At 62.2% G+C, this 20,354-nt stretch carries 20 protein-coding genes; 10 read left to right on the top strand and 10 right to left on the bottom strand.

Annotated features, from left to right (window positions below; translation table 11 throughout):
- Nucleotides 1-143: 143 nt before the first annotated feature.
- From RHEC894_RS20705 to RHEC894_RS20680, 6 genes are all read left to right on the top strand, one after another.
- Nucleotides 144-368: a hypothetical protein gene (locus RHEC894_RS20705; protein WP_085738667.1), complete on the top strand. Its 225-nt coding sequence runs from the start codon at nt 144-146 to the stop codon at nt 366-368.
- Nucleotides 369-481: 113 nt separating this feature from the next.
- On the top strand, nt 482-1,387 hold the full coding sequence (gene dapF / locus RHEC894_RS20700; RefSeq protein WP_010068967.1) for a diaminopimelate epimerase: 906 nt from the start codon (nt 482-484) through the stop codon (nt 1,385-1,387).
- On the top strand, nt 1,384-2,658 hold the full coding sequence (gene mtaB, locus RHEC894_RS20695) for a tRNA (N(6)-L-threonylcarbamoyladenosine(37)-C(2))-methylthiotransferase MtaB (RefSeq protein WP_085738666.1): 1,275 nt from the start codon (nt 1,384-1,386) through the stop codon (nt 2,656-2,658). Before dapF ends, mtaB begins: the two co-directional genes overlap by 4 nt.
- Before the next feature lie 16 nt (nt 2,659-2,674).
- Nucleotides 2,675-4,252 (top strand): signal recognition particle-docking protein FtsY, encoded by a 1,578-nt coding sequence (gene ftsY, locus RHEC894_RS20690; RefSeq protein WP_085738665.1) that lies wholly within the window; start codon nt 2,675-2,677, stop codon nt 4,250-4,252.
- A gap of 78 nt (nt 4,253-4,330) precedes the next feature.
- Entirely contained in the window at nt 4,331-4,975 is a 645-nt protein-coding gene (locus RHEC894_RS20685; protein WP_085738664.1) for a septation protein A, read from the top strand.
- Nucleotides 4,972-5,559: a DUF2585 domain-containing protein gene (locus RHEC894_RS20680; RefSeq protein ID WP_085738663.1), complete on the top strand. Its 588-nt coding sequence runs from the start codon at nt 4,972-4,974 to the stop codon at nt 5,557-5,559. The genes RHEC894_RS20685 and RHEC894_RS20680 overlap by 4 nt, the downstream gene beginning before the upstream one ends.
- A 44-nt stretch (nt 5,560-5,603) precedes the next feature.
- On the opposite strand, the gene RHEC894_RS20675 is transcribed toward RHEC894_RS20680, so the two are convergent.
- The 6 genes from RHEC894_RS20675 to ccmA form a co-directional block, all read right to left on the bottom strand.
- Nucleotides 5,604-6,680, bottom strand: coding sequence for an ISAs1 family transposase (locus tag RHEC894_RS20675; protein WP_010069694.1), 1,077 nt, complete (start codon nt 6,678-6,680; stop codon nt 5,604-5,606).
- A 230-nt stretch (nt 6,681-6,910) separates the two neighbouring features.
- Nucleotides 6,911-7,519, bottom strand: a complete 609-nt coding sequence (locus tag RHEC894_RS20670; protein ID WP_085738662.1) for a DsbE family thiol:disulfide interchange protein — start codon at nt 7,517-7,519, stop codon at nt 6,911-6,913.
- Nucleotides 7,516-7,683 carry a heme exporter protein CcmD gene (gene ccmD, locus RHEC894_RS20665; RefSeq protein WP_010065271.1) on the bottom strand — a complete coding sequence of 56 codons (168 nt, stop codon included), beginning with the start codon at nt 7,681-7,683 and terminating at the stop codon, nt 7,516-7,518. The genes RHEC894_RS20670 and ccmD overlap by 4 nt, the downstream gene beginning before the upstream one ends.
- On the bottom strand, nt 7,680-8,447 hold the full coding sequence (locus tag RHEC894_RS20660) for a heme ABC transporter permease (RefSeq protein ID WP_085738661.1): 768 nt from the start codon (nt 8,445-8,447) through the stop codon (nt 7,680-7,682). Before RHEC894_RS20660 ends, ccmD begins: the two co-directional genes overlap by 4 nt.
- Nucleotides 8,448-8,495: 48 nt before the next feature.
- Nucleotides 8,496-9,155, bottom strand: coding sequence for a heme exporter protein CcmB (gene ccmB / locus RHEC894_RS20655; RefSeq protein ID WP_085738660.1), 660 nt, complete (start codon nt 9,153-9,155; stop codon nt 8,496-8,498).
- Nucleotides 9,156-9,393: 238 nt separating this feature from the next.
- Nucleotides 9,394-10,041 carry a heme ABC exporter ATP-binding protein CcmA gene (ccmA, locus tag RHEC894_RS20645; RefSeq protein ID WP_085738659.1) on the bottom strand — a complete coding sequence of 216 codons (648 nt, stop codon included), beginning with the start codon at nt 10,039-10,041 and terminating at the stop codon, nt 9,394-9,396.
- 262 nt (nt 10,042-10,303) lie between these two features.
- On the opposite strand from ccmA, the gene acnA reads away from it, so the two are divergent.
- The 3 genes from acnA (at nt 10,304) to RHEC894_RS20630 (ending at nt 14,696) form a co-directional block, all read left to right on the top strand.
- Nucleotides 10,304-12,994: an aconitate hydratase AcnA gene (gene acnA / locus RHEC894_RS20640; RefSeq protein WP_085738658.1), complete on the top strand. Its 2,691-nt coding sequence runs from the start codon at nt 10,304-10,306 to the stop codon at nt 12,992-12,994.
- A 234-nt stretch (nt 12,995-13,228) separates the two neighbouring features.
- Nucleotides 13,229-13,969, top strand: a complete 741-nt coding sequence (locus RHEC894_RS20635; RefSeq protein ID WP_085738657.1) for a thioredoxin family protein — start codon at nt 13,229-13,231, stop codon at nt 13,967-13,969.
- Between the two features lie 325 nt (nt 13,970-14,294).
- Nucleotides 14,295-14,696 (top strand): DUF2794 domain-containing protein, encoded by a 402-nt coding sequence (locus RHEC894_RS20630; protein WP_085738656.1) that lies wholly within the window; start codon nt 14,295-14,297, stop codon nt 14,694-14,696.
- A gap of 58 nt (nt 14,697-14,754) precedes the next feature.
- Here the strand turns inward: RHEC894_RS20630 and RHEC894_RS20625 are convergent, their stop codons facing one another.
- The 4 genes from RHEC894_RS20625 to RHEC894_RS20610 all read right to left on the bottom strand — a co-directional run bounded on the left by RHEC894_RS20625 (nt 14,755) and on the right by RHEC894_RS20610 (nt 19,577).
- Entirely contained in the window at nt 14,755-15,312 is a 558-nt protein-coding gene (locus tag RHEC894_RS20625; RefSeq protein ID WP_085738655.1) for a GNAT family N-acetyltransferase, read from the bottom strand.
- Nucleotides 15,313-15,420: 108 nt separating this feature from the next.
- Nucleotides 15,421-16,149 (bottom strand): Bax inhibitor-1/YccA family protein, encoded by a 729-nt coding sequence (locus RHEC894_RS20620; protein WP_085738654.1) that lies wholly within the window; start codon nt 16,147-16,149, stop codon nt 15,421-15,423.
- Between the two features lie 180 nt (nt 16,150-16,329).
- Nucleotides 16,330-18,873: an ABC transporter permease gene (locus tag RHEC894_RS20615; protein ID WP_085738653.1), complete on the bottom strand. Its 2,544-nt coding sequence runs from the start codon at nt 18,871-18,873 to the stop codon at nt 16,330-16,332.
- Nucleotides 18,870-19,577, bottom strand: coding sequence for an ABC transporter ATP-binding protein (locus RHEC894_RS20610; RefSeq protein WP_085738652.1), 708 nt, complete (start codon nt 19,575-19,577; stop codon nt 18,870-18,872). The genes RHEC894_RS20615 and RHEC894_RS20610 overlap by 4 nt, the downstream gene beginning before the upstream one ends.
- Before the next feature lie 72 nt (nt 19,578-19,649).
- On the opposite strand from RHEC894_RS20610, the gene RHEC894_RS20605 reads away from it, so the two are divergent.
- On the top strand, nt 19,650-20,294 hold the full coding sequence (locus RHEC894_RS20605) for an arylesterase (RefSeq protein ID WP_085738651.1): 645 nt from the start codon (nt 19,650-19,652) through the stop codon (nt 20,292-20,294).
- The last annotated feature ends 60 nt before the right edge of the window (nt 20,295-20,354 follow it).

Genomic DNA, 20,354 nt, shown 5'->3' with positions numbered 1-20,354 from the left:
GTTCGGCGCAAAGATCGCCAGCCAAAATTCCGGCTGGAGGCCTGAATTCGCTATAGAGGCCAGTTGCAAAATATTCCACTTGTGATTCTACTTTCTACTTAAGTGTATCCTGTAAAATGATTCGTAAATATCCTTGATGCCGGATGATCCGGCGGAGATATCGAATGATAAATCCTGATATTGAGAGCTGGGCGCTGGCACGGGCTCACCATATTGTCCTGAACGAAGGCCTTAGCCTTGCCAAGGCGGCGCAGGATCTGGACCGCAAGCGGTCCCGCTCGCTGGTCTACGAGCTGAGAAAGGTCATCACCGCCGCGATCGTCGAAGCGCATGCGGCGTCTTTCGATCCCGACGGCGCCAAGCGGTAAAAGCCGGACTGGCTCGAAAGAGCGGCCGGCGGCAATGTTTACCCGGCACTCACCCACTGGTAATTCCTTCGCGTTTCCGCCATATACAGCGGAAAGACGGACGGAACGATATCATGAGCGCAACGGTCGAATTCGCGAGGATGAACGGGCTTGGCAACAAGATCCTGGTTGTCGACATGCGCGGCCGGCCCGACAAGGTGACGCCCGCGGCAGCGGTCGCGCTCAATGCCGATCCGCAGACCGAGTTCGACCAGATCATGGCGATCCATGATCCGAAGGCCGACGGCACCGATGCCTTCATCGATATCCTGAATTCCGACGGCTCGAAGGCGCAGGCCTGCGGCAACGGCACGCGTTGCGTGGTGCAGGCGCTTGCCGCCGAGACCGGCCGGAAGGCTTTTACCTTCCAGACGGTCGCCGGCATCCTCAATGCGGTCGAGCATGAAGACGGGACGATCTCCGTCGATATGGGCCGGCCGGTCTTCGATTGGGACAGGATCCCGCTGGCGGAAGAATTCCACGACACCAGCCGCATCGAACTGCAGATCGGGCCGATCGACAACCCGGTGCTGCATTCGCCGTCGGCGATGTCGATGGGCAATCCGCATGCGATCTTCTGGGTGGATCGGGACGTCATGTCCTATGATCTCGCCCGATTCGGGCCGCTGCTCGAAAACCATCCGATGTTTCCCGAGCGCGCCAATATCACGCTGGCGCAGGTGACCTCGCCGACATCGATGACGACGCGCACCTGGGAGCGTGGCGCGGGACTGACGCTTGCCTGCGGCTCGGCTGCCTGTTCGGCCGCCGTCAGCGCTGCGCGCACCGGCCGCACCGGCCGCAAGGTGACGATCAATGTGGCGAGCGCCACGCCGCCGGCCGCGCTTTCCATCGAATGGCGCGAGCGCGACGACCACGTCATCATGACCGGCCCGGCCGAATGGGAATGGTCGGGCAGGCTCGATCCGTCGACAGGTCTCTGGTCGCGCGATGGTACCCAAGAGGCGGGGGCGCAGTGAGCGGCGTCGAGGTCATTACCTTCGGCTGCCGCCTCAACACATATGAATCCGAAGTGATGAAGGCGCAGGCTGAAAAGGCCGGGCTGAACAATGCCATCCTGGTCAACACCTGTGCGGTGACCGGCGAGGCCGTGCGCCAGGCCCGCCAGGCGATCCGCCGGGCGCGGCGCGACAATCCGCATGCCCGCATCATCGTCACCGGCTGTGCGGCACAGACGGAAAAACAAACCTTTGCCGAGATGGCTGAAGTCGATGCAGTGCTCGGCAACGAGGAGAAGCTTTCGAGCACCTCCTATCGCAGCCTGCCGGATTTCGGCGTTTCGGCCGAAGAGAAGCTCCGCGTCAACGATATCATGAGCGTCAAGGCGACGGCGCCGCAGATGGTCAGGCATATCGACGGGCACGTGCGCGCCTTCATCCAGGTGCAGAACGGCTGCGACCACCGCTGCACCTTCTGTATCATCCCCTATGGCCGCGGCAATTCCCGCTCCGTGCCGATGGGGGCGGTCGTCGACCAGGCCCGCAAGCTCGCCGACAGCGGCTATTGCGAGATCGTGCTGACCGGCGTCGACGCCACCAGCTATGGCGCCGACCTGCCGGGTACCCCGACCCTCGGGCTGCTGGCGAAGACGCTGTTGAAGCAAATCCCCGAAATACGCCGCCTCAGGCTTTCCTCGATCGACAGCATCGAGGCCGATGCCCATCTGATGGATCTCATCGCCGACGAGCCGCGTTTCATGCCGCATCTGCATCTGTCGCTGCAGCATGGCGACGACATGATCCTGAAGCGGATGAAACGCCGGCACTCCCGCGCCGATGCGCTGCGTTTCATTGAGGAGGCGCGCCACCTTCGCCCCGAGATGAGCTTCGGCGCCGACATGATCGCCGGCTTTCCCACGGAAACCGAAGAGATGTTCGACAATGCCGTGCGGCTCGCCGAAGAGGCCGATATCGCGCATCTGCATGTCTTTCCCTACAGCCCGCGTCCCGGCACGCCGGCCGCCCGCATGCCGCAGCTCGACCGGTCGCTGGTCAAGGATCGCGCCGCAAGGCTGCGCGCCACTGGATACAGGCTGCATCAATCCCATCTCGATGGCATGATCGGAACCCGGCAATGGCTGCTTGTCGAAAACAACGGCCTGGCGCATACGGAAAACTTCACGCTGGCTGCAGCCCCCGGCCTTCGTCCCGGCGAACTTGTGCCGGTCACGATCACCGGCCACAATGGCAAGCATCTCGACATGCAATTGACGGCCGCGGCAGCGGCCTGACTTTCACGGAATCCCCATGGCGCTCAGTTTCATCAAAAAGGTCTTCACCTTCGGCAAGCCGGCTGAAGAGCCTGTGCCCGAGGCCGTGGAAAAGGAGCTGGAGCCGCGCTCGCGCGACGAAGATCTGCCGATCGCGGACGATCCCGTTCTACCCGAGGAAATGGAGACGGCCGGTGGGCCGGCGGCGGATGTCGATGAAGCGTGGGTAGAGCCGGAACCTGTCGAGGCGGAAACGGAAGTGCTGCCGCCGGCCGATCATCTGGGCGACATGGGTGTCGTGCCGTTGTCGCTGTTGGAGGCCGAGGCGGAAGCCGAGCAAGATACCCCCCCTACCCTGCCGGGCGTCCCCCCCACAGGTGGGGGGACTGAGCAGTTGGATGCCGCTCGCCAATCAATAGATTTAGAGAGTGCGCCCGCAGATGTGGAGAGTGAGCCGGCTGCTGCGGATGAATCGGTCAACGTGGCAGAAGACATCGCCACGAGTTTTCCCCCACCTGTGGGGGGGATGCCCGGCAGGGTAGGGGGGGAGGCCGCGGATCGCGAGCTTTCGGTCGAAACACCCCTGCCGTCACCGGAGTCGATAGAATCGGCGCCGGCTGTTGAGCCGGTTCTTCCCAAAGGCTTCGCCACCGGCCCAAAGGTCGCCGAACCCGAACCCGTTGCCCCGCAGCCGAAGCTCAGCTGGTTCCAGCGCCTGCGCAATGGCCTCGCGCGCACCTCCTCGCAGCTGACCGGCCAGATCGCCGCACTCTTCACCAAGCGCAAGCTCGACGACGAGACGCTGCAGGATCTCGAAGACCTGCTGATCCAGGCCGATCTCGGCGTCGAGACGGCGCTGCGTGTCACCGATACGCTGGCTTCCGAGCGCTACGGCAAGGATGTGACCGGCGAGGATGTCAGCCGGATCATGGCCTCCGAAATCGCCAAGGTGCTGAAGCCGGTCGCCAAGCCGCTGCAGCTCGACCTCTCGCACAAGCCGCATGTCATCCTCGTCGTCGGCGTCAACGGCACCGGCAAGACGACGACGATCGGCAAGCTGGCTGCCAAGCTTTCCGGTGCCGGCCTGAAGGTGATGCTGGCCGCCGGCGATACCTTCCGCGCGGCGGCGATCGAGCAGCTGAAAATCTGGGCCGAGCGGACCAATTCCGAATTCATCGGCACCAAGCTCGGCGCCGACGCCGCCGGCCTTGCCTATGACGCCTTCGAACAGGCGAAGGCCCGGAAATGCGACGTGCTGATCGTCGATACCGCCGGCCGCCTGCAGAACAAGGCCGAGCTGATGGCCGAACTCGAAAAGATCGTCCGCGTGCTCGGCAAGCTCGATCCCGATGCGCCGCATACCGTGTTGCAGACGCTCGACGCCACGACGGGACAGAATGCGCTGAGCCAGGTCGAGATTTTCCGCAACGTTGCCGGCGTCAACGGGCTGATCATGACAAAGCTCGACGGCACGGCCCGCGGCGGCATCCTCGTCGCCATTTCCGCCAAGCACAAGCTGCCGGTCTATTTCATCGGCGTCGGCGAGGGTGTCGACGATCTGGAGCCGTTCGAGGCCGAGGATTTTGCGCATGCCATTGCCGGGCTTGGGCAATGATGCCACAGATATGCCGCCGAAAGCCCGCAAGGCACGGCCGGCACGCAGGTTTCCAGGAAGAACAGGTTTGAAGAAGGCATGAGCACCGAAAGCGACATCACTCCATCCGCGGCCGACCGGCATCACCCGCTGCTGAAGCTGGCGCTGGAACTCGGGCCGCTGCTGATCTTTTTCTTTGCCAATCTGCGCGGCCAGTGGCTGGTGGAAAAGTTTCCGGCTCTTTCCGAGCTGGGCGGGCCGCTGTTCGTCGCGACCGGGCTGTTCATGGCAGCGACCGTTGTTTCGCTTGTTGTTTCGAAGATCGTGCTCGGCCATCTGCCGATCATGCCCTTCGTCTCCGGCATCGTCGTTCTCATCTTCGGCTCGCTGTCGATCTGGCTGCAGAACGAGACCTTCATCAAGATGAAGCCGACCATCGTCAATGCGCTCTTCGGGGTGACGCTGCTCGGCGGGCTCGCCTTCGGCCGATCGCTGCTCGGCTATGTCTTCAACGCCGCCTTCCAGCTCGATGCCGAGGGCTGGCGCAAGCTCACCATCCGCTGGGGCATCTTCTTCCTCTTCCTCGCGGTGCTGAACGAAGTCGTCTGGCGCAATTTTTCGGACGATACCTGGGTCGCCTTCAAGGTCTGGGGCACGATGCCGATCACCATCATCTTCACGCTGGCGCAGATGCCGCTGGTGCTCAAACACAGCGTCAACCTGGAAACGGACGGCGAGAAGTGAGTACTGCAGAGACCGAATATCGTGTGAGACACCAGACCTACTGGTTTGTCGCCTGTCTTGCGGTGATGGTCACCCAGATCGTCGCCGAATATCTGATGGGCCGCGTGCCGATCTGCGCCTGCGGTTATGTCAAGCTGTGGGAAGGCGGGGTCAATACCAGCGGCAATTCGCAGCATCTGTCGGACTGGTACACGCCGTCGCATATCATCCACGGCTTCCTGTTCTACGGGCTCGGCCATCTCGTCCTGCGTCGCAAGCCGCTGGCGGCAAAGTTGCTGCTGGCGCTGTTCATCGAATCCGGCTGGGAGCTGCTGGAAAATTCGCCTCTCATCATCGACCGCTACCGCACGGCGACGATCGCGCTCGACTATTACGGCGACAGCATCCTGAATTCGGCGATGGATACCGTCTTCATGTGCGTCGGCTTCTTCTTCGCATCGCGGGCGCCGGTGGCGCTGACGGTGGCGATCGCCATCTTCTTCGAGTTTTTCACCGGCTATGTGATCCGCGACAACCTGACGCTCAACGTGGTGATGCTGATCTGGCCGGTGGAGGCGATCAAGGTCTGGCAGGGCGGGCTTTAGGGTCAAAAAGACCCCTCCCCAACCCCTCCCCACAAGGGGCAGGGCTATCGCATATGAGCGATAAGGGAGATAAGGAACTGATCGTCCCATCCCGCCTTTTTGATTTTGCGTCGGATGGATGCCTTATCTGGGTGGGATCGGATGAGGTTGAGGGCGATCTTGCGCAGCAGTGCGATGTTTGCCGGCCCGTGATCCTTTCTGTTTCTGGCGGCATCCTCGCGGAACTGGACGTCGAGCACCCAATGCAGTTTGTTTTCGATCTCCCAATGGGTTCGGGTCACCTCGATGAGGGCGGCGGCCGACATGACCGTGGAGAGCAGGAAGTAGCGGACATGGCTGGTCAGGCGGCCATCGGCATGGCGGCTGGTGGCCTCGACGGAGCCGATGGCTTGCAGGCCGGGAAAGTCAATATCATCGACGGCGACGATGCTGGCGCGGCGGCTGTCGATGCGATCATGGTCGTTCTCGGCGGCGGTCTGGATGCTGTCGAGCGGCTCGATATCGTCAAGGCGGGCAATCGCCTGGGCCAGCAGGCCGGGTTGGTTGCCTTTCAGCGCCAGGGCATAGTCGCCGCCGGTGGCCAGGATGGCGCGGGCCGTGTCGGCGCGGCAATGCAGAGCATCGGCCGTGACGATGGCGCCTTCGAGCGACAGAAGCGCAAGCGCCTTGAGCACGCCTTGCACCTCGTTGCGGCGCGGTGCGGTCTGTTGGCCGATGACCAGGCCGCAACCGGCGGCCCAGACGTTGACGAGGTGCAGCGGCGTCGCCTTGGCACCGCGCTTATAGGCGCCGCGCACCGCTTTGCCGTCGACCGCCACCACGCCTTCGATGCCTTTTGCAAAGGCTTCGGTAAAGCGGCGGAAGGCGGCTTCGAAGGCATCCGGATTGAGGCAGCGGAATACGGTGGAGAACGTGTCATGGCTGGGAATGCCGTAGGGCAGCGGCACGATCGTCTTGAGCCACCTCTTCTTGGAGATGCCGAAGTCGGCCATGTCGGCACAGCTTTCGGCGCCGCAGACGATCGCGGCAATGGCAATGAACAGGATCGACATCAGCGGATGGCGCGTATTGCGCCCCCGAGGGTCGGGCAAAGCTTTAAAACAGGCGGCAAATCGATCCATCCGACCCTCCAAATCAACAGAGAGCCTTTGAATCGATCTGCCTCAATAAAACAACTGCTTACCGCCTATATGCGATTCCCCTGCCACAAGGGGGAGGGGCTTATATGCCGCTCCCGCCGCGCTCCACTTCACCGTTTCATCCGCAGAAAGGTTGCTGCTTGGCGCAATACGGTGCGCCAAGTTAGTCCCTCCCCCTTGTGGGGAGGGGTTGGGGAGGGGTCTTTCCCGGTTTACGAAGCCGGCTTGCCCAGCGCCTTTTCCATCGCCGGAAGCAGGCCTTCCTTCAGGCTGACATCGTCGAAGGGGCCGACGCGCTTGTAGAGGATGGTGCCGTCGGGGCCGACGAGGTAGCTTTCCGGAATGCCGTAGACGCCCCAGTCGATCGCCGCCTTGCCGTTCGGATCGATGCCGATCGCCTTGTAGGGGTTGCCGAGTTCGCCGAGGAAACGCAGGGCGTTGTCGTTCTTGTCCTTGTAATTGATGGCGACGATGTTCAGCCGTCCGTCTTTTGCCAGCTCTTTCAAAACAGGATGTTCGTCCCGGCAGGGGACGCACCAGGAGGCGAAGACGTTGACCAGGGTCAGCTTGCCCTTGATCGCGGCATCGGTCAGCGCCGGCAGGTTGGCGCCGTCGAGCGGCGGAAGGTTCAGCGCAGGCGCCTTGGTGCCGATCAGGGCGGAAGGGATTTCGGTGATGTCCTTGCCGTGAAAATCCTGGTCGTAGAGCATCTTTGCGGCGGTTGCCGCAATGCCCCCGAAGACGATCAGCGGCAGAAGCGCCAGCACGTAGCTGCCGCGCCCGCGCGGCTTGGCGGTCGTGGTTTCCGGTGCCTCGCTCATTCGTCCCCCTTCGTGCGCGCCGAGCGGCGGCGGATGCCCGAGGCCTCAAGGCTCGCAAGTTCCCGGCGGCGCGCCCGGCCGTCGGCCCAGGTCCAGAGCGTGACGGCGACCGTCACGAGGGCTGCAAAACCATAAGAGGCATAGACGTAGAAGGCGTGCGTCAAGTCTGTTCCTCACGGCTGGCCATGCGGGCGGCGAGGCGGCGCTGGGCGGCGATGCGGCGGCGCCAGATCTCGTTCCTCACCGCCATGATATGCAGCGTGAAGAAGAGCAGGGTGAAGGCGAGCGCCATGACGAAGAGCGGGCGCAGGAATTCCGGATCGATCGCTGGGCCGTCGAGGCGCAGCACGCTTGCCGACTGATGCAGCGTATTCCACCATTCCACAGAGAATTTGATGATCGGGATGTTGACGAAACCGACGAGGATGAGCACCGCGGAAACGCGTGCGGCCTTCGACGGATCGTCGATGGCGCGGCTGAGCGCAATCAGCCCGAGATACATCAGGAAGAGAATGAAGACGGAGGTCAGCCTGGCATCCCAGACCCACCAGGTGCCCCACATCGGTTTGCCCCAGAGCGAGCCGGTGACGAGTGCCAGCAGCGTGAAGGCGGCGCCGAGCGGGGCTGCCGCCTTGGCGGAGACATCGGCCAGCGGATGGCGCCAGACCAGCGTGCCGATCGCCGAAAGACTCATGATCGTGTAGCACATCATCGAAAGCCAGGCCGCAGGCACGTGGATATACATGATGCGCACGGTCTCGCCCTGCTGATAATCGCCTTCGGTGGCGAAGCTCAGATAGAGGCCGGCCGCGAAACAGAGGGCGGTGATGCCGGCCATCCAGGGAATGATGCGCGCTGCCAGCGCCAGAAACCGCGTCGGGTTGGCGAGATCGCTGAATTTGCTGATGGCAAGGCTCGTTTGGCTCATGACCGCTTCCTTACCTTGATCCGGCTTTTCCCGCAATCGAATGGCCCATCAATCCGCCGTGTTTCGCAGCGCCAGCGCAGCGGCGGCCGGGCCGATGACGGTAAAAAAGAGTGTCAGCGCGGTCAGGATGAGAAAAGGCGGCAGGAAGGGGGCCGGATCCTCGGCCGCGGCATAGGTGGCGCTGACGCCGAAGATCAGCACCGGAATGGTCAGCGGCAGCACCAGGATCGAGACCAGCAGGCCGCCGCGGGGCAGGGCGACGGCGACGGCTGCGCCGACGGCGCCGATGAAGGTGATGGCAGGCGATCCGACAAGCAGCGTCAGTGCGGTTGCGCCGATCGCCGCCTCGTCCATATTCATGAACAGGCCGAGCAGCGGCGAGGCGATGACCAGCGGCAGGCTGGTGGCCGTCCAGTGGGCCAGGCATTTGACCAGCACGGTGAGGACGAGCGGCGTTTCCTGCATCAGCATCAGGTCGAGCGATCCGTCGTCGCGTTCGGCCTGGAACAGACGGTCGAGGCCGAGAAGGGCGGCCAGCAGCGCACCGATCCAGACGATGGCGGGGCCGATGCGCGACAACAGCTTGAGGTCAGGACCGACGCCGAAGGGGATGACGGCGACAACGGTCAGGAAGAACAGCACCCCGATCAACGCGCCGCCGCCGGCACGGATGGAAAGTTTCAGGTCGCGAAGAAAGAGGGCGGTCATGCGGGATGGTTCTCGGCATGTGCGGTGGACGGGGCACCCCCCTCTGCCCTGCCGGGCATCTCCCCCACAAGGGGGGAGATCGGCAAGATGCACAGGCTTCGCGAAATCTTGATCGTGCGCCAAGCGGCTTCGCTCATTTGCGAGCGTTGATTAAGGCAAGATAGCGCTTCCAGCCGATCTCCCCCCTTGTGGGGGAGATGCCCGGCAGGGCAGAGGGGGGTCGCCACACCGAGAAACGTCATCCCCATACCCCATGATCCACGCCGGCAAAGCCCGTCATTTTCAATTCCTGCACATTCTTCAATCTGAGCGGTTGATGCGTCGCTGCCAGCACAATGCCGCCCTTTGCCAGGTGCGCTTCGATCAATCCTGAAAACAACCGGTCGGCGCTTGCATCCAGTGCCGCAGTCGGCTCGTCGAGAATCCACACCGGGCGGTGGGCGACGAGCAGCTTGGCGAAGGCGAATCGGCGCTGCTGGCCGGCGGAGAGATAACCGAAGGGAAGGTGGGTTATTCCCGAAAGGCCGACGGCTTCGGCTGCCTCCTCGAGGGAGAGGGCGGCAGGTCCTTCCGTTTCGCCGAGAAAGCTGCGCCAGAAATCAAGATTCTCTGCAACCGTAAGTTCATTCTTCATCGCATTTCGATGGCCGAGGTAGTGGCTGACCTCGCCGGGATGCCGCCCCTCCGGGTTCTCTTCGTCATGGAAGATGACGGTGCCTTTTTCCGGCCTCAGGAGGCCGGCGACGACGCGCAGCAAAGTCGACTTTCCCGATCCATTTCGCCCCGTCAGCACAAGCGCCTCGCCGGCTGCCAAGTGAAAGGAAATATTAGCGAAAATTAAATCCTCACCGCGCCTTGCAGCCAGATTTTCGGCGGTGAGATGCATGCGTCGGCTCTTTCTTCGTTTCGGCTCGCGGGAGGGTCAAAAAATCTCCGATTTTGACCGTGCTCGGGTATGGCAAGTTTTTAGGAAATTATCTATAAGACCCGCAACCACGCCAGCGGTCGGCGTGAATTTCATCCTTGCGCCGAACTTGGAGCATTCGTTCCACGTGCGGACAGCGGAAATGGCCGTACCCGCATCCTGATGTGCATTAAGTGCATAGGCGTTCGCACGACTGTGTTGGCTATCAGAAACGGGGTCTCTCGTGTCTAAATCTCTTGACAGTTTCAATTGTCGTTCCACGCTTTCCGTGAACGGGAAAGACTATGTCTATTACAGCCTGCCCAAGGCTGAGGCAAACGGTCTGGCCGGCGTCTCGAAGCTTCCCTATTCGATGAAGGTGCTGCTGGAAAACCTGCTGCGCTTCGAAGACGGACAGTCGGTCACCAAGGAGCACATCCTGGCCGTTGCCGAATGGCTGAACAATAAGGGTGCGGTCGAAAACGAGATCGCCTATCGCCCGGCGCGCGTGCTGATGCAGGACTTCACCGGCGTTCCCGCCGTCGTCGATCTTGCCGCGATGCGCGACGCGATGGTGTCGCTCGGCGGCGATCCCGAGAAGATCAACCCGCTCGTTCCGGTCGATCTCGTCATCGACCACTCCGTCATCGTCGACGAATTCGGCACGCCGCAGGCTTTCGCCAAGAACGTCGAGCTGGAATACCAGCGCAACGGCGAACGCTACCGCTTCCTGAAGTGGGGCCAGCAGGCCTTCAAGAACTTCCGCGTCGTGCCTCCCGGCACCGGCATCTGTCACCAGGTCAACCTCGAATATCTCGGCCAGACCGTCTGGACCAAGGAAGAGGACGGAGAGACGATCGCTTATCCGGATACTTGCGTCGGCACCGACAGCCACACGACAATGATCAACGGTCTCGGCGTTCTTGGCTGGGGCGTGGGCGGTATCGAAGCGGAAGCGGCCATGCTCGGTCAGCCGGTTTCGATGCTTCTGCCCGAGGTCATCGGCTTCAAGCTGACCGGCAAGCTCAAGGAAGGCGTCACCGCGACCGACCTCGTTCTGACCGTCGTGCAGATGCTGCGCAAGAAGGGCGTCGTTTCCAAGTTCGTCGAATTCTTCGGCCCCGGCATGGACAACATGCCGCTCGCCGACCGTGCAACGATCGGCAACATGGGTCCGGAATACGGCGCCACCTGCGGCTTCTTCCCCGTCGACGGCGAGACCATCAACTATCTCACCATGTCCGGCCGCACGCATGACCGGATCGCGCTGGTCGAAGCCTATTCGAAGGCCCAGGGCATGTGGCGCGAAGGCGACGGTTCCGATCTCGTCTTTACCGACACGCTGGAACTCGACCTCGGCGACGTCGTGCCGTCGATGGCCGGCCCGAAGCGTCCGGAGGGCCGCATCGCGCTCGAAAACATCGCTTCCGGTTTCGCCGGCTCGATGGATGCCGATTACAAGAAGCCCGGCCAGCTCAACAACCGCTATGCCGTCGAAGGCACGGATTTCGATCTCGGCCATGGCGATGTCGCGATTGCCGCCATCACCTCCTGCACCAACACCTCCAACCCGTCGGTTCTGATCGCTGCCGGGCTTCTCGCCCGCAACGCCGTTGCCAAGGGCCTGAAGACCAAGCCGTGGGTCAAGACCTCGCTGGCGCCGGGATCGCAGGTCGTCGGCGAATATCTCGCCAAGTCGGGCCTGCAGGCCGATCTCGATAAGCTCGGTTTCAACCTTGTCGGCTTCGGCTGCACCACCTGCATCGGCAATTCCGGCCCGCTGCCGGCGCCGATCTCGAAGACGATCAACGACAAGGGCCTGATCGTATCCGGCGTGCTCTCGGGCAACCGTAACTTCGAAGGCCGTATTTCTCCGGATGTTCAGGCGAATTATCTCGCTTCGCCGCCGCTCGTCGTCGCCTATGCGCTCGCCGGCACGGTGCAGAAGGACCTGACCAAGGAGCCGATCGGTGAAGACCAGAACGGCAACCCGGTCTACCTCAAGGATATCTGGCCGACCTCGCACGAGGTGCAGGAGTTCATCCAGAAATACGTCACCCGCGAACTGTACGAAAGCAAATATGCCGACGTCTTCAAGGGTGACGTCAACTGGCAGGCCGTTCAGGTCCCGCCGGGCCAGACCTATGCCTGGGACGACAATTCGACCTATGTCCAGAACCCGCCCTACTTCGTCGGCATGGGCAAGAAGGGTACCGGCGTCTCCGACATCAAGGGCGCCCGCGTCCTCGGCCTGTTCGGCGACAAGATCACAACCGACCACATCTCGCCGGCCGGTTCGATCAAGGCTGCATCGCCTGCTGGCGCCTATCTGCTCGGTCACGAGGTCGCCGTTGCCGACTTCAACCAGTACGGCACGCGTCGCGGCAACCATGAAGTGATGATGCGCGGCACTTTCGCCAATATCCGCATCCGCAACCACATGCTCGGCCCGAACGGCAAGGAAGGTGGCTACACCATCCACTACCCGTCGAAGGAAGAAACCTCGATCTACGACGCCGCCATGCAGTACAAGGCCGAAGGCGTGCCGCTCGTCATCTTCGCCGGTGTCGAATATGGCAACGGCTCGTCGCGTGACTGGGCTGCCAAGGGCACCAACCTGCTCGGCGTCAAGGCCGTGGTCGCCCAGTCCTTCGAGCGTATTCATCGCTCGAACCTGGTCGGCATGGGCATCATTCCCTTCGTCTTCGAAGAGGGTACGACCTGGCAGAGCCTCGGCCTCAAGGGCGATGAACTCGTCACCATCGAAGGCCTCGACAAGATCAAGCCGCGCGAGAAGAAGATCGCCAAGATCACCTATGGCGACGGCACCGTGAAGGAAGTTCCGCTGCTGTCGCGCGTCGATACGCTCGACGAGGTGGTCTACCTCAACAATGGCGGCATCCTGCAGACGGTTCTGCGCGATCTCGCTGCCTGATTTTTAAGAGCTTCCCATGATAGTGGCCGCCGGAGAGCAATTTCCGGCGGCTTTTCTTTTGCGGCGACAGTATTCGGGCGGGCTCACGAGGATTTGTTTTCCGCGGGTTCCGGTGGTGCGGCGTCTCACCCGTTCGTGACTTTTCGTTTGGACCCGGAAGGATTATTCGTACGTTTATATGTCAGGGCTTCCGGTTCGAACACGCTGGCGGCGCTGAAAAAGAGGTGCAGGTGAATGTCCCCCCGTTTTTTGATTCCGCTGATCGCCGGTGTTGTTTTCGCAGGCTCGTTGCAGGCCGAAGACGGCACGCCGAAAGGCGTCGTCGAACTCTTCACGGCGCAGGGCTGCTCCTCCTGTCCTCCTGCTGATGCGGCGTTCCGCAAGCTGGTGAGCCAGGGCGATGTGATCGCGCTCGCCTATCATGTCGATTACTGGAACTATCTCGGTTGGGCCGATACGCTGAGCTCCAAGGAAAACACCGAACGGCAATACGGCTATGCCAGAACGATGGGCCGCAGCAACGTCTACACGCCGCAGGCGATCGTCAACGGGCGCGGCCATCTGGCCGGCGCCGATCTCACCGGCATCAACAGCAAGATCGACACCTACAACGGCGAAGGCAACGGACTGACCGTTCCGATCAGCGCGTCGATGCGCGGCGATGAGCTGGAGATCAAGATCGGCGCGGGGCAGGGCAAAGCCAATGTCGTGATGGTCTATTTCGACAAGGAAAAGACGATCGACGTTGAAAAGGGCGAAAACAGCGGCAAGAAGATCTCCTATCTGCACAGCGTCACCAATGTCGAAACCGTCGGCATGTGGGACGGCAAGGCGACCAATCTGACGCTGCCGGCGAGTGTGTTGCAGCGGCCGCAGCTCGAGGGCTGCGCGATTCTGCTGCAATCGGCGACGGCAGATGGCGATCCGGCTGCGATCCTTGGTGCGACCGTGGTGATGGCTGGAAAAAATATCTGAGATTTCATCCGCTTGCGGATGAAGTACCGGGCGGCCCGGCTGAGCGTATTCGGGGCTGGGGTTAAGGTCGATACGCTCCGCCGGGCCCTTTGGCGCGCTGGCGCCAAACCGGGATTCATAATTCCCCTGCAAATGAGGCGCTGTTTTGACTGAAATGCGGCGTTGCCGAGAAAGCGTCAGCGCTCCTCTGTGCATTGCACGATGCGCAGATTCAAAGTGCCGCAGCGTCCTTTGCGGCCGAATGTGACGGGCGGGACTCTTGCAATTTGCGGCGGCTCGGGCACACTGTCACTCTCCTGTCACAAGCGGAGGCCTCGGGAGACTGATGACAGATCAGCCGGATTTACGACACGGCGAAAGCCGTTCCGTCGACCATAGTTCCTCAGTCGTCGTCGATCTCAGGGAATACAAGCAAAGCAAGGACCCGCTTCCGGTGACGTTTCACCGGCGTGAACTGGACGCTATCCTCTGGATCTACGGCCGCATGGTCGGCGACGGCGAATGGCGCGACTACGCCATCGATCACCTGAAGGACAAGGCGGTCTTCTCCGTCTTCAAGCGCTCCGGCGAAATGCCGCTTTTCCGCATCGAGAAGAATCCGAAGCTCGCCGCCAAGCAGGGCGCCTATTGCGTGATCAATATCAACGGCACGATCTTGAAGCGTGGTCATGAGCTGAATCAGGTTCTGAAGGTGTTCGACAAGGCGCTGAAACTGGTCGACAAGTAAGCCGTTTTTTCTGCATGTCGTTATCCCGGAACCGCTGCACACTTCCTGATGATATGCATCAGCCTGCAAACAGCGTGCCGGGATAGGCGGAGGGATCCGGATCGGTCGTCATGCCCTCGCCAAGAGTGCGCTGCATGGGCATCGTATCCAGCCAGCGGCCGTGCTTGTAGCCGGCGCCCCTCATCAGGCCGACTTCTACGAAGCCCGCCTTGAGATGAAGCGCGATCGAGGCGGGACTGGCGCCGCCAATGACGGCCACCATCTGACGGAAACCGAGACCGGTGCAGCTGTCGATCAGCTCGCTCATCAGCGCCTTGCCGATGCCGCGCCCGCGCGCTTCAGGCGCCAGGTAGATCGAATCCTCGACCATCCAGCGATAGGCAGGGCGTGTGCGAAAGGCCGAGGCGTAGGCATAACCGAGCAGGGTCCCGTCCGCATCGACGGCTGATATATAGGGATAGTGCTGGCCGACGATCGCCGCAAAACGCTGCGCCATCTCGGCCTCAGATGGCGGCATGATCTCATAGCTTGACGTGCCGTTCAGGACGGATTCCCGGTAGATATCGGTGATGGCGGGAATGTCGGCTTGCGAGGCGTCACGCAGGAGGAAGGACATGTCGGCGGCTGGTCCATCGGAATGAGGAGGCTTTTCTAAAACCACTCCTCCGAAACCGGCGCAACAAAAAAGGCGGCCGAAGCCGCCTTTTCCCTTAGTCTGTCCTGCTTATTTACGGTTGCCCATGAACTGCAGCAGGAACATGAAGAGGTTGATGAAGTCGAGATAGAGCGTCAGCGCACCCATGATCGCCTTGCGGCCGGCTACAGCGACGTCATCAGCTTCCAGGTACAATTCCTTGATCCGCTGCGTGTCGTAGGCGGTGAGGCCTGCGAAGATCAGAACGCCGAGCACCGAGATCGCGAACTGCATGGCCGACGAAGCCAGGAAGATGTTGACCAGCGAAGCGATGATCAGGCCGAAGAGACCCATGATCAGGAACGAGCCGATGGCCGACAGGTCACGCTTGGTCGTGTAGCCGTACAGCGACAGCGCGCCGAAGGAGGCGGCGGTGACGAAGAAGGTCTGAACGACGCTCTGGCCCGTGTAGATCAGGAAGATCGACGAAAGCGACAGGCCGACAAGCGCGGCATAGATCGCGAACGTCGTCTGGGCGGCGCTTACCGTCATGCTATTGATCCGGAAGCTCAGGTAGAACACCAGAGCCAGCGGCGCCAGAATGACCACCCACTTCAGCGGGCTCAGATAGATCGCCTGACCGAAAGCGGTCAGCTCGCCGTTGGCGAAAGCGAATTGGAATGACAGATATGCGGCCACACCGGTGATCGCCAGACCCAGCGCCATCAGGTTGTAGACCTTGAGCATATATGCGCGCAGGCCTTGATCAATCATCTCGCCGGTCTGAGCGCGGCTTTGATAGTTACGAAGATCAGCCATAGTTTCCTCTTACAAGCTCCGATGGAGATACGGTGTCGGGGTTTTCGACCCGGGCGCCGCTGCGGAGCTCCAGCATGCCTGCCGACAATATGAGGCTTTCACCCTTCGCAAACAAGAGGGTTGCAACGGCCCGGCCGGTTAAATCGCCGTAAGGTGAAGGGTTTGAGGCGCCCTATCCGGTCAAAGCTCGCGCAGGACGGGTGCCGCCTTCTGCCCGAGGATGCGCCAGGTGCCGATCAGGCCGATGCCGACCGTCAGGACCAGGGCGGTGACGAGTGTCAGCCCCGCCACATCGGGCAGGAAGGTCGAGGGCAGGCGCATGATGCGGGCGACGATGAACCAGGCGGCGATGCCGCCGGCGATCAGCGCGAAGATCGCGGTCGCCAGCCCCAGGATCAGATATTCGTAGCTGAAGGCGCGAATCAGCATGGCGCGCGTGGCGCCGAGCGTCTTCAGCACCACCGCGTCATGGGTGCGCGCCCGATTGCCGGCGGCGAGTGCGCCGGCAAGGACAAGGACCGAGGCGATGAGGGCGACCGAGGCTGCGGCGCGGATTGCGGTCGCCAGCTGCGCCACCAGTTGGTTGACGATGTCGATCGCATCCTTGACGCGGACACTGGTGATCGTCGGATAGGCGTTGGTGACGGACTTCAGGATCGCGGCATCTTCGGCCGCTGTCGAGGAGGGATCGGTCAGCGTCGCCAGCCACGCATGCGGGGCGCCGCGGAAGGTGTTCGGCGAAAAGACCATGACGAAATTGATCGACAGCGATTCCCACTGGACGCGGCGCAGATTGGCGATTTTCGCGGTGATGTTGCGGCCGAGTACGTTGACGGTGACCTTGTCGCCGATCTTGAGACCGAGTTCATGCGCCTCCTCCGAGGAGAAGGAGACGAGCGGCTCGCCGCTGTAACCCTTGTCCCACCAGCTGCCTTCGGTGAGAGCGGCATTCTCAGGCAGGGTGTCGGCATAGGTGATGCCGCGATCGCCGTTCAGCACCCAGCGGCCGGCGGCCGGCACGTTCATCTTGGTGACGTCCTCGCCGTTGAAGGCGACGATGCGGCCGCGCAGCATCGGCACTTCGACGAGTTTGCCCTTCGGCGCCTGTGCCTGGACGAGATCGCGGAAGGCGTCGACCTCGGCGCTCTGGATATCGACGAAGAAGAAGTTCGGCGCCCCCTCGTTCATACGGCCGGTCAGCTGCTGGCGCAGGTTGCCGTCGATCAGGGTCAGCGTCACCAGCAATGCCAGGCCGAGGCCGAGCGAGAGCACGACCGACGGCGTCAGTGCGCCGGGGCGGTGGATATTGCCGATCGCAAGCCGCAATGCCGGCGAGTTGACGCGCGGGCTGCGGCGCGCAAGCCAGGCGATCGCCGCGGCGACGAGGCGAAGGGCGACGAAGGCGAAGACGATCGCACCGACGAAGACGACGGCGATGAAGCGGTCATAGGCAGTGAGGATGGCGAGGCCGGCGAGAGCGGCCATGAACAGCGTGGCCAGCAGGATATAGGGCCAGGAGGGCAGGCGGCGGGCTTCGAAGCCCTGCTCGCGGAAGAGTGCGGTTGCCGGCACTTCGCGGGCATGGCCGAGCGGCAGGATGGCGAAGGCGAGCGTCGTCAGGATGCCGAAGAGCGTCGCGAGCAGCAGGGCGCCGGGATAGAGGGTCGGGGTTGTGGAGACCGGCAGGAATTGCGCCAGGAACTGTGCGGCGAAGATCGGCGACAGGGCGCCGATGACGAGACCGATCAGAATGCCGCCAAGGGCAATGATGGCGATCTGGAAGAGATAGATCAGAACGACGACCTGCGCCGGGGCACCGAGACATTTGAAGGTGGCGATGGTGGTGCGTTTGGCATCGAGGAAGGCGCGCACGGCATTGGCGACGCCGACGCCGCCGACGATCAGCGCGGTCAGGCCGACCAGGGTCAGGAACTGCGAGAAACGGGTGATGTTTTCGGTGAGCGAGGGTGCCGCGCGGTCGCTGGTGCGGACCGCCCAGCCGGCGGACGGGAATTCCTTTGATGCGCGGGCCTGGATGCCCGACATCGCGTCCTTGTTTTCCAGCCGGATCTTATAGGCATGTTCGACCAGGCTTCCCGTCTGGATCAGCCCGGAGGCTTCGAGCGCCCGACGGCTGACGAGCAGACGCGGCGCAAAGCCGAAACCTTCCGACAGTGCATCCGGCTCGGTTTTAACGCTGCCGGTAATGCTGAGCTTGACATTGCCGAGCAGCAATTCGTCGCCGACCGCAAGCCCCAGCCGATCGAGAAGCAGCGGCGCTGCGACCGCACCATAGGTGCCGCCTTGGCCCGAAAGCAGGGCTGCGAGCGGATAGTCCGGCTCGGCCACGAAGCTGCCGTAGAGCGGGTAAGCATCGTCGACCGCCTTGACTTCGACCAGCGCCTGATCGGAACCGTCGGGCTTGCGGGCCATCGAGCGCAGGCCGGTCGAGACCGAGACGGTGCCGAGGCCTTCGAGGAAAGCCATTTCTTCTGGCGTGGCTTCACGATTGTTGAGTTCGAAGCGGACGTCGCCCGCCAGCAGTTCCTGTCCCTGCGAGGCGATCGTATCGGTAATCGATTGCGAGACGGAATTGACGGCGGCGATGGCGCCGGTGCCAAGCGCGATGCAGGCGAGGAAGATGTAGAAGCCGCGGATGCCGCCGCGCAGCTCACGCAGCGCCAGGCGAAAAGCGAGCGAGACGCGCGGTGTGATGATCCTCATGCGATCGCCGCCTCGCTGCGGCGGGCGGCGCTGTCGCCTTCGATGCGGCCGGAACGGACGCGGATCTGGCGCGAGCAGCGATTGGCAAGCGAGGCGTCATGGGTGACGAGAAGCAGGGTCATGCCGCGTTCGAGCTGCTTGGAAAACAAGAGGTCGGCGATCTGTCGGCCGGTCTCGGTGTCGAGATTGCCGGTGGGCTCATCGGCGATCAGCAGGGCGGGCGAGGGGGCGAGCGCCCTTGCGATCGCCACGCGCTGCTGTTCGCCGCCGGAAAGCTGGCCGGGATAGTGGTTCAGCCGTTCGCCGAGGCCGACCGATTTCAGCTCGCGATGGGCAATCTCGAAGGCGTTGGGAACATTGGCGAGCTCCAGCGGCACGGCGACGTTTTCCAGCGCCGTCATGTTGGCGATCAGGTGGAAGGACTGAAAGACGATACCGATGTTGCGGCCGCGGAAATCGGCCACCTGGTCCTCGCTCAGCGCGTGGAGCGGCGTGTCGTTGATGTTGATCTCGCCGCTGTCGAGCTTTTCCAGGCCGGCAAGCACCATCAGCAGGGTGGATTTGCCCGAACCGGAGGGACCGACGATGCCGACGGATTCTCCCGCTGATATATCGAGATCGATGCCCTTCAGCACGTGGACGGAGGCGGCCGCACTGCCAAGGGTCAGATCGGCGCCCTTCAACTCGATGATGGTTTTTGCCAACAGAAATCGCCCTATATAAGTCCGTAACGAAACAGCCGCATAACAGCACTTCGCCAATCTAGGGAAGCCAGAATGAGATTTAAAGTTGCCGCGCTTCAATTCACCGTCATCGCCATCTCGCTGATCTTTGCCGGTGGAGCGAATGCCCGGACGATCAATCTCGTCGGTTTTGGGGACAGTTTGATGGCGGGCTATCAGCTGCCGCCCGGCGACGGTTTTCCGGAAAAGCTGCAGGCGGCGCTGAAGGCGACGGGGCTCGACGTCACCGTCGCCAATGCAGGGGTTTCCGGCGACACGACAACAGGCGGCCTCGCCCGGATCGACTGGTCGGTGCCCGACGGCACCGACGGCGTCATTCTGGAGCTCGGCGCCAACGATGCGTTGCGCGGCATTCCTCCCGAAGAGAGCGAGAAGAACCTCGACCAGATGATTGCTCGGCTAAAGGAGCGTGGCATTGCCGTGCTGCTCGTCGGGATGATGGCGCCGCCCAATATGGGAGCGGATTACGCCGCACGCTTCAATCCGATCTACCAGAAGCTTTCGCAAAAATACGGGATTCCGCTGTATGCCTTCTTCCTCGACGGAGTGGCGCTCGATGCCGGGCTGAAACTCGACGACGGCATGCATCCGAATGCGAAAGGCATCGACGTCATGGTCGGGAAGATGGAAGCCGATGTCACAAATTTCGTCGGGACGATTTCTACTGTGAAGAAATAGGGACTTGCGCGGTCTTTGATTGCATGATTCCGTGTAAGCACCTGCAAAAGATTCGGGGAG

This window comes from Rhizobium sp. CIAT894 (assembly GCF_000172795.2).
Classification (GTDB): Bacteria; Pseudomonadota; Alphaproteobacteria; order Rhizobiales; family Rhizobiaceae; genus Rhizobium.
The sequence above is the reverse complement of the archived record's forward strand: the minus strand, read 5'-3'. Positions and strand labels throughout refer to the sequence as shown.